At 70.1% G+C, this 12,299-nt stretch carries 13 protein-coding genes, 3 tRNA genes and 1 pseudogene; 10 read left to right on the forward strand and 7 right to left on the reverse strand.

Annotation, left to right across the window (positions count from 1 at the left end):
• Positions 1 to 90 precede the first annotated feature (90 nt).
• The 4 genes and pseudogenes from ABZE72_RS03480 to ABZE72_RS03495 form a co-directional block, all read left to right on the forward strand.
• Positions 91 to 258: pseudogene (locus tag ABZE72_RS03480) on the forward strand (SDR family NAD(P)-dependent oxidoreductase); the annotation flags it as partial.
• A 34-nt stretch (positions 259 to 292) separates the two neighbouring features.
• Complete coding sequence (locus tag ABZE72_RS03485; protein ID WP_372727660.1) at positions 293 to 364, forward strand: SHOCT domain-containing protein; 72 nt, start codon at positions 293 to 295, stop codon at positions 362 to 364.
• 76 nt (positions 365 to 440) lie between these two features.
• On the forward strand, positions 441 to 866 hold the full coding sequence (locus ABZE72_RS03490) for a cyclic nucleotide-binding domain-containing protein (RefSeq protein WP_372727627.1): 426 nt from the start codon (positions 441 to 443) through the stop codon (positions 864 to 866).
• A 101-nt stretch (positions 867 to 967) separates the two neighbouring features.
• Positions 968 to 1,549 carry a hypothetical protein gene (locus ABZE72_RS03495; RefSeq protein ID WP_372727628.1) on the forward strand — a complete coding sequence of 194 codons (582 nt, stop codon included), beginning with the start codon at positions 968 to 970 and terminating at the stop codon, positions 1,547 to 1,549.
• Between the two features lie 59 nt (positions 1,550 to 1,608).
• Here the strand turns inward: ABZE72_RS03495 and ABZE72_RS03500 are convergent.
• Both ABZE72_RS03500 and ABZE72_RS03505 read right to left on the reverse strand, forming a co-directional pair.
• Positions 1,609 to 1,684, reverse strand: a tRNA-Lys gene (locus ABZE72_RS03500).
• Between the two features lie 61 nt (positions 1,685 to 1,745).
• Complete coding sequence (locus tag ABZE72_RS03505) at positions 1,746 to 3,314, reverse strand: phytoene desaturase family protein (protein WP_372727629.1); 1,569 nt, start codon at positions 3,312 to 3,314, stop codon at positions 1,746 to 1,748.
• Between the two features lie 121 nt (positions 3,315 to 3,435).
• Between ABZE72_RS03505 and ABZE72_RS03510 the strand changes: the two genes are divergently transcribed.
• The gene (locus ABZE72_RS03510) at positions 3,436 to 4,407 is read left to right on the forward strand and encodes a pirin family protein (RefSeq protein ID WP_372727630.1); all 972 of its coding nucleotides are present in this window, start codon (positions 3,436 to 3,438) and stop codon (positions 4,405 to 4,407) included.
• A 149-nt stretch (positions 4,408 to 4,556) separates the two neighbouring features.
• Entirely contained in the window at positions 4,557 to 5,222 is a 666-nt protein-coding gene (locus ABZE72_RS03515) for a hypothetical protein (RefSeq protein WP_372727631.1), read from the forward strand.
• Positions 5,223 to 5,298: 76 nt separating this feature from the next.
• On the opposite strand, the gene ABZE72_RS03520 is transcribed toward ABZE72_RS03515, so the two are convergent.
• Both ABZE72_RS03520 and orn read right to left on the reverse strand, forming a co-directional pair.
• Positions 5,299 to 5,371 (reverse strand) — tRNA-His (locus ABZE72_RS03520).
• Positions 5,372 to 5,411: 40 nt separating this feature from the next.
• The gene (orn, locus tag ABZE72_RS03525; protein ID WP_372727632.1) at positions 5,412 to 6,059 is read right to left on the reverse strand and encodes an oligoribonuclease; all 648 of its coding nucleotides are present in this window, start codon (positions 6,057 to 6,059) and stop codon (positions 5,412 to 5,414) included.
• A gap of 111 nt (positions 6,060 to 6,170) precedes the next feature.
• Here orn and ABZE72_RS03530 point away from each other — a divergent pair, with 111 nt between their 5' ends.
• The 3 genes from ABZE72_RS03530 to ABZE72_RS03540 are packed head-to-tail and all read left to right on the forward strand — an operon-like array spanning position 6,171 to position 8,466.
• On the forward strand, positions 6,171 to 6,644 hold the full coding sequence (locus tag ABZE72_RS03530) for a MauE/DoxX family redox-associated membrane protein (protein WP_372727633.1): 474 nt from the start codon (positions 6,171 to 6,173) through the stop codon (positions 6,642 to 6,644).
• Between the two features lie 3 nt (positions 6,645 to 6,647).
• Complete coding sequence (locus ABZE72_RS03535; protein WP_372727634.1) at positions 6,648 to 7,379, forward strand: DsbA family protein; 732 nt, start codon at positions 6,648 to 6,650, stop codon at positions 7,377 to 7,379.
• Between the two features lie 37 nt (positions 7,380 to 7,416).
• A complete protein-coding gene (locus tag ABZE72_RS03540; protein ID WP_372727635.1) occupies positions 7,417 to 8,466 on the forward strand; it encodes an adenosine deaminase in 1,050 nt (349 codons plus the stop codon).
• A 120-nt stretch (positions 8,467 to 8,586) separates the two neighbouring features.
• On the opposite strand, the gene ABZE72_RS03545 is transcribed toward ABZE72_RS03540, so the two are convergent.
• Positions 8,587 to 9,933: a PIG-L family deacetylase gene (locus ABZE72_RS03545; protein ID WP_372727636.1), complete on the reverse strand. Its 1,347-nt coding sequence runs from the start codon at positions 9,931 to 9,933 to the stop codon at positions 8,587 to 8,589.
• Positions 9,934 to 10,245: 312 nt separating this feature from the next.
• Between ABZE72_RS03545 and ABZE72_RS03550 the strand changes: the two genes are divergently transcribed.
• A complete protein-coding gene (locus ABZE72_RS03550) occupies positions 10,246 to 10,920 on the forward strand; it encodes a LuxR C-terminal-related transcriptional regulator (protein WP_372727637.1) in 675 nt (224 codons plus the stop codon).
• Between the two features lie 7 nt (positions 10,921 to 10,927).
• Here the strand turns inward: ABZE72_RS03550 and ABZE72_RS03555 are convergent.
• Both ABZE72_RS03555 and ABZE72_RS03560 read right to left on the reverse strand, forming a co-directional pair.
• Positions 10,928 to 11,004 (reverse strand) — tRNA-Arg (locus tag ABZE72_RS03555).
• A 73-nt stretch (positions 11,005 to 11,077) separates the two neighbouring features.
• A complete protein-coding gene (locus ABZE72_RS03560) occupies positions 11,078 to 12,235 on the reverse strand; it encodes a patatin-like phospholipase family protein (RefSeq protein ID WP_372727638.1) in 1,158 nt (385 codons plus the stop codon).
• Positions 12,236 to 12,299 lie beyond the last annotated feature (64 nt).

Genomic DNA, 12,299 nt, shown 5'->3' on the forward strand with positions numbered 1-12,299 from the left:
TCGTGCGGGCTGATGGCATCGACACCAGCCCTGAGCAATGGCACAGGGTGATGAGCGTGAACGTCGGCGGGACGTTCTTTATGTGTCACCGCGCTGACTCCAATGCGGGCGCAACGATCGGGAGCCATCGTCAATTTCGGATCGATCTGGGGCGACCTGGGAACGGTCGGCGCAGCGGCGTATTGCGCCTCGAAGGGCGCCGTTCACACTGGTCGCTCGGTCGCTCGGCAGTCATCCGAGCACGACACGCGGCGGTGACGAATCCGAGCCGAACCAGCGGGCGAAGGCACTCCTGGCCGAGCGGTACGCCCGCGGGGAGATCGACACCGCGGAGTACCGCGAGCGGCTCAGCGAGCTTGGCTAGTCACCACCAGGGCCATTGCCCCCTCCCGTGGTCGGTGCCATCATCCTGTGACGGGGAGGCCGGAAAGGTGATGGTCATGTTCAAGAAACTGAAGCATGGAGTTCCCACCGCTCGCCTCGACTTCCTCCGCGAGGTCCCGATGTTGTCCGGGCTGCCCGACAAGGTGCTGGCGCGGATCGACCAGCACGTCGACGAGGTCGAGGTGCCCGCGGGGCGCACGCTCACCGTCGAGGGCACCCGCGCCTACGAGGCGTTCATCGTGGTCGAGGGGGTGGCGGAGGTCCGGATCGGCGACGAGTTGATCCGGCAGACCACCCGGGGCGAGATGATCGGCGAGATCGGCATCCTCGAGCACACCGAACGCACGGCCACGGTGACCGCGACCACCCCGATGCACCTGCTGGTGATCAACCCACGCGACGTGGAGTGGCTCTTCGACGACGCGACGCTCGCCGCCCGGGTGCAGGAGAACCTGGTTCGGCACCACAACAACGTCCGGTAGCGCCGCACTGGCGGGCAACTTCGGGGCAACTCCGGGACAACTTCGGGGCGAATGGTGGCGTCCTACTGGTGCATCACACCGGACTCGGGAAAGGACCCACGATGCACAAGCCCCTCGCTCTGCTCGCCGCACTGGCCTCAGGTCTCCTGTTGGCTGCCCCGGCACACGCCCAGCTCACGGTCACCAAGGACGCCACGGGCGACGGGAAGTACGGATCGGACATCAAGAAGGTCACCGTCGACCACACCGTCAAGCGAGTGCGGCTCACGACCCGGATGGTCGACGAGCCGAACACCCGCGGCGAACTGCCCCACGAGATGTGGCACTTCGTGGACACCCGGGGAAACCGGCAGCCGGAGTTCCTCGTGTTCGTCGTCGTCAGGAACGAGGTCTCCGACGACCCGAGCGTCTCGGTGGTGCGCACCGACGACGGCTGGCCCCCGAAGAAGAACCCCTATCGGGCGCTCTTCGACGGGACCGAGGTGGAGTGCGGCCTGCACCGGGCTCGGGTGAAGAAGAAGGGGGTGGTGCTGCGGACCGTGATCGGTCGCGGCTGCCTGACGCTCGAGGGTGACAAGCCGCGACGACTGCGGGTCAACACCTTCGGCACGATGGAGTGGGGGGAGTACACCGACGTCGTGAAGGGCCACCGCACGTACGGCGCCTGGGTCACGCACCAGTGAGCCGCGCGCCGGCGAAATGAACGAAGGCCAGGACGCGTGATGCGTCTTGGCCTTCGTGGTGGTACGGCATCAGGGACTTGAACCCCGAACCCGCTGATTAAGAGTCAGCTGCTCTGCCAATTGAGCTAATGCCGCGCGTGGTGAAGCGAGTGGAACAATACCAGCGGCTCGCCCGAGAAGAAAAATCGGGCCGGCCTCAGAGGGACTCGAGCACCGCCTGGGCCGCGTTGTGCCCGCCCAGGCCCGACACCGCGCCCCCGCGGCGCGCCCCCGAGCCGCACAGCAGCACGGCCGGGTCGTCGGTCTGGACGCCCCAGCGCTGGGCCGGGGTCTCCAGGCGCGAGCGGTTCGGGGCCCAGGGCCAGGCCAGGTCGCCGTGGAAGATGTGGCCGCCCGGCATGGCCAGGTCCTTCTCGATGTCCTGGGGAACCTTGGCCTCGAGGCAGGGCCGGCCGTCGCCGTCGGTGGCCAGGCAGCTCTCGATCGGCTCCACGAGGTGCTCGTTCAGTGACGCGAGCGCGCGCTGCACCGCCAGGTCCTTGGCGCCGGGGTCGTTCTCGAAGAGCGATGCGGGAGCGTGCAGGCCGAAGTAGGTGAGCGTGTGGGTGCCCGGCGTCGAGTCGCCGAGGATCGATGGGTCGCTGAGCGAGTGGCAGTAGACCTCGCCGGGCATCTGCGCGGGCACCCGACCCGCGGCGGCATCGGCGTACGCGGCCTCCAGCTGGGTGAAGTCCTCGCTCAGGTGCAGCGTGCCGGCGAAGGCGACGGCGGGGTCGACCCCGGACCTGAGCCGGGGCAGCCGGTCGAGCAGGAAGTTGATCTTGAGCTGGGCTCCCTCGGGCTTGCTCTGCGGGTCCTCGCCCTCGCCGAGCAGGATCCGCAGCACCCACGGGGCGACGTTCGAGAGCACGAACCGGCTGGTGACCGCGTGGGTGCGGACCCCGTCGTGGAAGGTGACCTCGGCTCCGTCGCCGGCGGTGTCGATCGCGCTGACACCGGCGCCGGTGACGATCTGGGCTCCGGCCTCGCGGGCGGCTCGGGCCAGGGCGTCGGTGACTGCACCCATGCCGCCGACCGGGACGCGCCACTCGCCGTCACCGTTGCCGATCAGGTGGTAGAGGAAGCACCGGTTCTGGATCAGGGACGGGTCGTGCATGGAGGCGAAGGTGCCGATCAGGGCGTCGGTGGCCACCACGCCGCGCACGGTGTCGTCGCGGAAGCGGGACTCGATCGCCGCTCCCAGCGGCTCGGTGACCAGGTCACGCCAGACGGCCGGGTCGACCTGCTCGCGGATGGTCCGCTCGGTGGGCAGCGGCGAGAGCAGCGTGGGCGCCACGACGGCCGCCAGGTCGCTGACGTCGGAGTAGAAGGCCTGCCACGCGTCGTACTCGGCGTCGCTTCCGGTGAGCTCCCGGAAGGACTTCCGGGTGGCCGGACCCTCGGGCCGCTCGACGAGCAGCCCGCGGGCGTCTCCGTCGCGCAGCACCGGGGTGTACGACGCGGTGGTGCGCGACGCGAACGAGAGGTCGAGGCCGAGGTCGGTGATCAGCTCGTTCGGGAGCAGCGAGACCAGGTAGGAGTAGCGCGAGAGGCGGGCCGGTTGTCCTGCGAAGGCGGTGGCGGAGACGGCGGCACCACCGGTGTGGCCCAGACGCTCCAGGACCAGCACCTGCTGGCCGGCCTTTGCCAGGTACGCCGCTGCGACCAGACCGTTGTGGCCCCCTCCGACGATGACGACGTCGTACGAGCTCTTCACCGAGTGCATCGGATCAACCTAGCCGTCGTCCGGAGAGCCCCGACGTACCCCACCCCTGCGCCGCGAGCCGGTCCGGACCGGACCGGCGTCCGGCGGAGGAATATCAAGGTTTCAACTACGGTTGAGGCTGGTGACACCCGAGGAGGTCCACCCGATGCCCGCGATCACCGCTGACGACCTGACCGTTCTGCCGCGCCTGACCACGCCCGGACTGGGCGACCAGCCGCGGCCCGTCTGGCAGGTCTCCACCGCGCCGCAGGGCCACGAGGGAGAAGGCTTTCCGGTCCGTCGCGCGTTCGCCGGTCTCGACCTGGCCCACCTCGACCCGTTCATCATGATGGACCAGATGGGTGAGGTGGAGTACGCACCCGGCGAGGCCAAGGGCACGCCCTGGCACCCGCACCGCGGGTTCGAGACCGTCACCTACATCATCGACGGGGTCTTCGACCACCAGGACAGCCACGGCGGTGGCGGCACGATCACCAACGGCGACACCCAGTGGATGACCGCGGGCGCCGGGCTCCTGCACATCGAGGCGCCGCCCGAGTGGCTGGTGCAGAGCGGTGGCCTCTTCCACGGCATCCAGCTCTGGGTGAACCTGCCGCGCGACGCCAAGATGATCGACCCCAAGTACCAGGACATCCGCTCCGGCGAGGTCGCGCTGCTGGCCTCGAGCGACGCCGGCGCGCTGGTCCGCGTCATCGCCGGCTCGATCGCCGGTCACTCCGGTCCGGGCTCGACATTCACCCCGATGACGCTGGTGCACACCACGCTCGAGCCGGGCGCCCGCCTCGAGTTGCCCTGGGACGTCGAGTTCAACGCCCTCGTCTACGTCCTCAACGGCCGCGGCACGGTCGGCACCGACGCCCACCCGATCCACACCGGGCAGACCGCCGTGCTCGGGGCGGGGGACTACCTCACGATCACGGCCGACGGCAGCCAGGAGAGCCGCTCGCCGAAGATGGACGTGATCGTGGTCGGTGGCCGCCCGATCCGTGAGCCGCTCGCCTGGGCCGGGCCCTTCGTGATGAACACCAGGTCCGAGGTCCTGCAGGCCTACGAGGACTTCCAGCGCGGCCACTTCGGTCACATCCCCGGCTGAGTCCGCGGCTCGCAACGGGCCGCGTCACGGAATTCGTCACGCTCGGCGGGGCGGGCTCCTAGGGTGGGGAGTCCACGCGACAGTCCTTCTCGAGGGACGTCAAGAGGCCCGATGGGGGAGCGGCTCGTCGCTCGACCGAGGAGAGCCTCATGCCCAACACTGCATTCAGCCCCGGCCCCCGCCTGACGCCGTCGATCATCATCTCCGTGCTGGCCTTGATCGTGGCCTGCTCAGGCACGGCCGTCGCGGCCGGATTGATCACCGGACGGGACATCAAGAACAACTCCGTGACGAGCAAGGACATCAAGAACAACAACCTCACCGGCAAGGACGTCAAGAACAGTTCCCTGACGGGCAAGGACGTCAGGAACGGGAGCCTGGCGTTCGCGGACCTCTCGCCGGATGCCCGCGAGCGGGCCACACGGGTCGAGAAGCCGCTGTGGGCGATCGTGGCCGCGGACGGCACCCTGCTCCGCGGCAACGGCGTCGAGGGGGTCACCTATCTCGGCACTGGCTTCTACATCGTCAAGTTCCCGCGCTCGATCTCCACGAGCCCCGTGTCGGTCTCGGTGATCAGTGACGGTGCCGGAGACGCTCAGATCAACTACCGACCGTGCGTTGACAACCCGGCCGGACCGACGGGCTGCGGCGCGGACTTCGACACGTCGGAGTTCATGTTCGTGAACACCGAGAACTCCTCGGGCGCGAATCAGGACGAGCCCTTCATGGTCAGTGTCGGTCCCGAAGGAATCTCCTTCGACAGCCCGCTGCGTCCTGCGCAGAAGAGCGACCGGAACGCCGAAGGCAACCGCTGAGGGGTTGGCCCTTGTCTCCAGCGAAATGAATCGAGCCCCTGACCTGGGCGACCAGGTCAGGGGCTCGATCTCTCGGGGTGAGTAACGGGACTCGAACCCGCGACATCCGCCACCACAAGGCGGCGCTCTACCAGCTGAGCTATACCCACCGTGGGCTCGACCCTGGGGCCGAACCGTCGCCGAATCGTACTAGATCCCCGGAGCAGTCTCCGCATCGGGAGCGTCTTCGGGCAGACCCGTCAGCGAACCCGCGTGGCGGGCCGCGATCGCGCGTGCGACCGCGCTGTCCGGTCCGGGGGAGGGCACGAAGACGGCCTCGCGGTAGTAGCGAAGCTCCTCGATGCTCTCCTGGATGTCGGCGAGCGCCCGGTGGTTGCCCAGCTTCGCCGGGGACTGGAAGTAGGCGCGCGGGAACCACCGCCGAGAGAGCTCCTTGATCGAGGAGACGTCGACGATCCGGTAGTGCAGGAACGACTCCAGGGTCGGCATGTCCCGGGCGAGGAAGGCGCGGTCGGTGGCGACGGTGTTGCCGGCCAGAGGCGGCCGGCTGCCGTCGGGGCAGTGCTCCTTGATGTAGTCCAGCACCTGCTGCTCGGCGTCGGCCATGGGGATGCCCGACTCGAGCTCCTCGAGCAGCCCGCTGGTCTCGTGCATGTTCCGGACGAAGTCGCCCATCTGCTCCAGCGACTCCGCCGGGGGCTTGATGATCAGGTCGATGCCCTCACCCAGCACGTTCAGGTCGAAGTCGGTCACCAGGGCCGCCACCTCGATCAGCGCGTCGGCGCCGAGGTCCAGCCCGGTCATTTCGCAGTCGATCCACACCAGTCTCTCGTTCACGAGGAGTCACCCTACGCCCGCGCGCTCGACGTACGACGAGTTCGCGCAAAGCGCCCGAGCTCTCACGGCGCCCTCAGGCCTCGCTCAGGTGGGCTGCCTAGGGTGTCCGCCATGAAGGAGTGGTTCGGACTGGTGGCCAGGCTCGTCACCGGCGGCGTCTGGCTCGTCGCGGGCGCCCTCAAGCTGCCCGACCCCTACGCCAGCGTCCGGGCCGTGCGCGCCTACGACCTGCTGCCCGAGAGCATCGTGCCGACCGTGGGTCACCTGCTGCCGGTGCTGGAGGTCGTGCTGGGTCTGGTGCTGGTGACGGGCCTGCTGACCCGGGGTGCGGCCGCCCTCTCCGTCCTGCTCTTCGCCGCGTTCGTGATCGGCATCGTCTCGGTCTGGGTCCGGGGGATCGAGATCGAGTGCGGCTGCTTCGGAGGCGGTGGCGCCAAGCCGGGCGCGTCCGCGCAGTACCCGTGGGAGATCGCCCGGGATGCCGGGCTGCTCCTGCTCTCGGCGTACCTGGTGTGGTCGCCATGCTCGCGCTACTCCCTCGACCGTGTGCTCTTCCGCAGCCGCGCCCTCACCGAAAGGCCCTGACCGATGTCGAAGCAGAACGCCGCACGCTCCCGCGCCGAGCGCGCAGCTGCTGAGCTGAGCGCCCTCGAGCGGCAGAACCGGATCCGACAGATCACGACCGTGGGCAGCATCCTGGCCGGGCTGGTGCTGGTGGTGGTCGTCGGCTACTTCCTGCAGAGCAACCGCGACCTCGCCACCAAGCCGACCGACCCGCCGGCCGGGGCCACGGACACCTACGCTTTGGCTGTCGGCGACCCCGACGCCCCCGACACGGTGGTCGTCTACGAGGACTTCCTGTGCCCGTTCTGCGCCGAGCTGGAGGGCGCCACCCGGGAGCGGCTCGCGGAGCTCGCCGCCGAGGGTGAGGTGTACGTCGAGTACCGCCCCTTCCAGCTGCTCGGCATCGACTACTCGATGGAGGCCGCCAGCGCCTTCGGGGTCGTGCTCGACGTCTCCGGCCCCGAGGTCGCCAAGGAGTTCCACGACCTGCTCTTCGAGAACCAGCCCTCCGAGGGCGGTCCCTACCCGGACACCGACGACCTGGTCGCCTGGGCAGTGGAGGCCGGTGCCGACGAGGAGCAGGTGCGCGGCCCGATCGAGGAGACCGCCTTCCGGCAGTGGGTGATCAACGCCTCCGACGCCGCCTCCAAGGCCGGCATCAACACGACGCCGACGGTGCTGGTCAACGGTGAGCCGCTGAACAACCGTCAGGGGATCGAGGAGCAGGCCGCCGACCTGTTCGCCCAGATCGGCTGACTGGCCCGGATCGACCAGATCCTGAGAGAGTCCTCGGATGACGTCGACCGACCACTCCGCCTTCATCGCCGGCCTGCCCAAGGCCGAACTGCACGTCCACCACGTCGGGTCCGCCTCCGCCCGGATCGTCAGCGAGCTGGCCTCCCGCCATCCCGGTGTCGTCCCGAGCGACCCGGCGGAGCTGGCGCGCTTCTACGAGTTCCGCGACTTCGCCCACTTCATCGAGGTCTACCTGGCAGTCGTCGACCTGGTCCGGACTCCGGAGGACATCCGCTACCTGACCTACGAGGTGGCCCGCGAGATGGCGACCGGTCAGAACCTGCGCTACGCCGAGCTCACCTGCACGCCGTACACGTCGGTGCGGCCGCACGAGGACGGCGTCGGCATGCCGATCGAGGCGTACTCGGAGGCGATCGAGGACGCCCGGGTGGCCGCCGAACGGGACTTCGGCCTGGTGCTGCGCTGGATCTACGACATTCCTGGCGAGGCTGGGCTGCCGGCGGCCGATGCGACCCTGGGCTACGCCCTGGACCATCGCACCGACGGCCTGATCGGCTTCGGACTGGGCGGTCCGGAGATCGGTGTGCCGAGGCCCCAGTTCCAGCCGCACTTCGACGCGGCCCGGGCCTCCGGCCTGCGCAGCCTGCCGCACGCCGGTGAGACCACCGGACCCGAGACGGTCTGGCACGCCCTCGACCTGCTCGGCGCCGAACGGATCGGGCACGGCACCTCCTCGGTCCAGGACCCGGCCTTGCTGGCCCACCTGGCCGAGCGCGGCATCCCGCTGGAGGTCTGCCCGTCGTCGAACGTCGCGACCCGCGCCGTGGCGAGCCTGGCCGAGCACCCGCTGCGGGCGTTCCGCGACGCCGGCGTCACGGTCACCATCAACTCCGACGACCCGCCGATGTTCGGCACCACGCTCAACCAGGAGTACGCCATCGCGGCCGACCTGCTGGACCTCGACGAGTCCGGCATCGCGGACCTGGCCCGCGCGGCCGTGCACGCGTCGTACGCCGAGAACGACGTGCGCGCGCGGGTGCTGGCCGAGATCGACGAGTACGCCGGCCGGACGAGCGCCGGGGCGTGACAGCGGGCGGGGCGACACCGGGCGGGCATGACAAAGGCCCAGCGCTCTCATACTGCGCTGGGCCACCTCGATTCTGACCGTCCCAGCCCGCCATTCGGCGCAGCCGCGCCGAGGTGAGTCCTACCTGCTGGGCTCGGGCCACACGTGCGGGCCGCAGAGCACCAGGATCTCGACGTCCCGGTCGGTGTAGCGAGCCGCCTCGTCGGGCAGCCGGCTGGAGAGGAAGAGGTCGTGCACGGCCGATCCGTCCAGCACCCAGCCCGAGACCGGGTGACGCCAGTGGCACAGCAGCACCACACCGTCGTCGTCGAGGCTGTCAGCGATCCGGTCGATCAGGCCGTCGACGTCCGCAGGGCTCAGGAAGTAGCCGGTCTCGGAGACCACGATCAGGTCGAAGCGGCCCGGGGGCCAGTGGCCGGGGACGTCCATCTCCTGCACGCTCACCCCGCGGACGTCCGCCAGTCGGGTCCGGGCGGCGAGTGACGCGGTCGGGCTGCGGTCCACCGCCACCAGCTCGTCGCACCGCGCCGCCAGCGCCTCGGCCAGGGCCCCGCGGGAGCAGCCCACCTCGAGTGCGCGACGGAACCGCGGACGGGGGAGCGTGGCCAGGGTCAGCTCGCGCTTGCGGTGCTCGTACCAGCGGACGTCGGCACCCCACGGATCCGCCTCGGTGCGGTGCAGGTGGTCGAGCGTGTCGTCGTCGTTGGGCTCGACGACGAAGTGTTCGCGCCCGCCGGTGAAGTGGGCGAGGACGCTCGGGGAGAACAGGACCTCGTCACCGGGCTCCTCGGAGAGCGGATGGACCTGGGTGGTGTGCGCCTGGATCGCGCGGGCCTTGCGGTCCAGCGTCTGCGAGGTGAGGTCGAGTCGGGCCAACGAGCTCCAGGGTGCGTCGGCGGGGTCGCCGTGGTGCCACATCCAGATCGGGTACTGCACCAGGCGTGCCCCGGTACGGCGAGCCGCGGCCACCGCGGCCCGGCCGGCCGCCTCGTGGTCGGTGTGGCCGTCCTCGCGCCACGGTGCGACCAGCAGGGTTCGACGACCGTCCCCGATCAGCTCGACCAGGCTGGTGGTGATGTCGGACTGCGACCTGGCCACTGCCCCGTCGGCAGCGCCGAGGAAGACCAGCGGCGCACCGGGCGCCAGGATCGCGAGTGCTGCCTTGGCCTCGGCCATGCGCTGGGTGGCCAGGTCGTGCCGGGTCCGGGTCGGGGACTCGGGGTGCGAGGCCTCTCCGGCGGTCAGCAGCAGGACGTAGACGGCCAGGCCGGCCTCGTGGGCGGAGGCGATCAACCCTCCGGCGCCCAGACTCTCGTCGTTCGGGTGGGCGGCCACGACGACCAGCCGGGTGCACTCCTCGGCCCCGTTGCGCAGCTCCAGCGGCGGGACGCCGGCCCAGTCCGGGTGTCGGCGCCAGAGCTCGGGGGAGGTGCCCGACCCCTCGGCGGTGAAGGTGGACGTCACCACGATCGGCCGATGGTCGGATCGACACCTGGCAGCGGAGGACACGACGGTTGGACCCTGGCCGATGGCAGCGCGTCGTACGGGACGCTGCGTAAGGCCCCGAGAGCCGCATCGGCCAGGGCGTCGATGAAGGACGAGTGGTCGTACTCGCAGGTGCGCGCAGCGCGAGGACACAGCACACGCCAGGTCCGAGAGTCCGGCACGGTCATCCTTGTGGTGAGGCGGGCGTGTCCCCCGCTGCTCGAGTGTCGTCTCCCACCCTAAGTACGTTGGCAAGTCCCCACATCCCCCTCGCGGGTGAATAGGGTTCGTGTCATGCGCACTGGCTCTCCGATCCGCGTCGCCGTGGTCAACGACTACGCGATCGTCGTCGCCGGGGTGGCGGCGATGCTGGCCGCCCACCGTGAACGGGTGAAGGTGGTCGAGCTCGACTCGGGACTTCCCGTGCTCACCGACGTCGACGTGATCCTCTACGACACCTTCGGCCAGGTGCAGGGGGACGGCGTGGACCTGGAGGACCTCGTGCACGGCTCGTCAGCACGGGTGATCATCTTCAGCTGGAACACCCAGCCCGACCTCGTGGAGCGGGCCATCGTCAAGGGTGCCTCGGGCTACCTGTCCAAGGCGCTGGACGGCGAGGCGATGGTGGAGGCGATCGAGGCCGTCCATGCCGGCACGATCGTGCTGCCCCGCGACGAGGCCGGGGGGACGGTCGACGACCCGAGCGCGGAGCGGGGGGCGTGGCCGGGGCGCGAGGTGGGGTTGTCGCACCGGGAGGCGGAGGTGCTGGCGCTGATCACCCAGGGGCTGAGCAACCAGGAGATCGCGGAGCGCAGCTACCTGAGCATCAACTCGGTGAAGACCTACATCCGGCTCGCCTACCGCAAGATCGGGGTGACCCGGCGGACCCAGGCGATGCTCTGGGGGATGCAGAACGGCTTCGAGCCGGACCGGATCCGTGTGGTGGACGCCGAGGCGAGCGAGGCCTGACGGCCGGTGGTGCCCCCGGCAGGATTCGAACCTGCGACCTAGAGATTAGAAGGCTCTTGCTCTATCCAGCTGAGCTACAGGGGCCGGGGATCGGAGCTCCGACCCGCGGGCAAGTATGCCGCAGCCGGCGTGACCCGCCCACTCGTGTCGGTCCGGGTCAGCCGACCCCGCCCGGGTAGGGATAGGCCGCGGGGGGCTCGGCGGCCGGGTCCAGGTGAGCGCGGTAACCGGCGTCGGCCACGGCGTACCCCCAGTTGACCAGCCGCTCCTGGTGCCCCGTGCTGAGCGCCTTGAGCCGGGTGGGGGTGGCCGCCAGCGCCAGCGTCTGCTCGACCGGGGCGGGCAGCAGGTGCGGCGCCTCGAAGTGCGTGATGTCGCTACGGATCCCGACGTAGGCGCCGAGCCGCCGGCCCTCGACGAGCGAGCCGATCACCTGTCGCTTGCGCAGCGAGCGCACCTGGTGGTCGAGGACCTCGGTGATCCGGGCCATGTGCCGCGCCCAGTCGCGGGCCGGGTCGGGGTCGGGCTCCAGCGTCCCGCCCGCGTCGGAGACGAAGAGGGTCCGGCACTTCTTCCAGGCGGTCTCCAGGCCCAGGTTGTCGTAGACGGCGCCATCGGTGAGGGCCCACTCGTCGCGGTACTCCCCGTCGGTGAGGTCGTTCCCGTCGTCGTCGGTCCACTGTGCGCCCGAGAGGTCCAGCAGGTAGGGGGAGAGGAACGGCGGGGCCGCCGCCGACGCCGTGACGGCCACCGAGAGCCGCAGGTCGGGGTCGGCGATGCGTCCCACCCGCCAGTCGGCCACGTAGCGGCGGGTGAACCTGACCAGCTTGCCGGTGCCGGTGTTGGTCGCGTTGAAGACGAACGTCGGCTGCAGCGGCAGCTCCGCCAGCGTGGTGGCGCCGAGCAGGTGGCACCGCAGCTCCGACTCCACCTGTTCCCCGATGCTGGAGAAGGGGGAGAGCAGGCCCGTGATCACCGAGGTCCGGTCGATGGTGCGCGACGCAAGGGCCCGGACCGGGTCGACCACGACCTCGCGGAACGTCGCCATCCGGTCGCCGGGCGAGGTGAGGTCGGTCCAGTGCTTGGCGACGAGGGCGGCGACCATCGAACCGCCCGAGACCGACGAGACCCGGTCGACCGTGCCCAGCCAGCCCACTTCGTGCAGGCGCCAGAGCACTCCGGTGTGGAAGAGCATGGCCCGGTAGCCGCCGCCGGACAGGCACAGTCCCACCCCGTCGGTGGGCTCCCTGGTCGGGTCGCTGGCCAGCCTGCGGACGGGCTCGAGGGTGTCGGCGATGAATTCGGCTGCGGGCATGTCGACCTCCGAGACAGGTGCGTCGCCCGGCGTGCCGCGGGCCGTCAGGAACTCCTGCGCACGA

Source organism: Nocardioides sp. (assembly GCF_041600255.1).
GTDB lineage: Bacteria > Actinomycetota > Actinomycetes > Propionibacteriales > Nocardioidaceae > Nocardioides.

What these genes read in the sequence shown, in the direction of transcription:
- ABZE72_RS03495 (WP_372727628.1), top strand. Translation starts at nt 968, where the DNA reads ATGCACAAGCCCCTCGCTCTGCTCGCCGCACTGGCCTCAGGTCTCCTG.
- ABZE72_RS03505 (WP_372727629.1), bottom strand. Translation starts at nt 3,314, where the DNA reads ATGCACTCGGTGAAGAGCTCGTACGACGTCGTCATCGTCGGAGGGGGC.
- ABZE72_RS03540 (WP_372727635.1), top strand. Translation starts at nt 7,417, where the DNA reads ATGACGTCGACCGACCACTCCGCCTTCATCGCCGGCCTGCCCAAGGCC.
- ABZE72_RS03515 (WP_372727631.1), top strand. Translation starts at nt 4,557, where the DNA reads ATGCCCAACACTGCATTCAGCCCCGGCCCCCGCCTGACGCCGTCGATC.
- ABZE72_RS03490 (WP_372727627.1), top strand. Translation starts at nt 441, where the DNA reads ATGTTCAAGAAACTGAAGCATGGAGTTCCCACCGCTCGCCTCGACTTC.
- ABZE72_RS03560 (WP_372727638.1), bottom strand. Translation starts at nt 12,235, where the DNA reads ATGCCCGCAGCCGAATTCATCGCCGACACCCTCGAGCCCGTCCGCAGG.
- ABZE72_RS03535 (WP_372727634.1), top strand. Translation starts at nt 6,648, where the DNA reads ATGTCGAAGCAGAACGCCGCACGCTCCCGCGCCGAGCGCGCAGCTGCT.
- ABZE72_RS03550 (WP_372727637.1), top strand. Translation starts at nt 10,246, where the DNA reads ATGCGCACTGGCTCTCCGATCCGCGTCGCCGTGGTCAACGACTACGCG.
- ABZE72_RS03530 (WP_372727633.1), top strand. Translation starts at nt 6,171, where the DNA reads ATGAAGGAGTGGTTCGGACTGGTGGCCAGGCTCGTCACCGGCGGCGTC.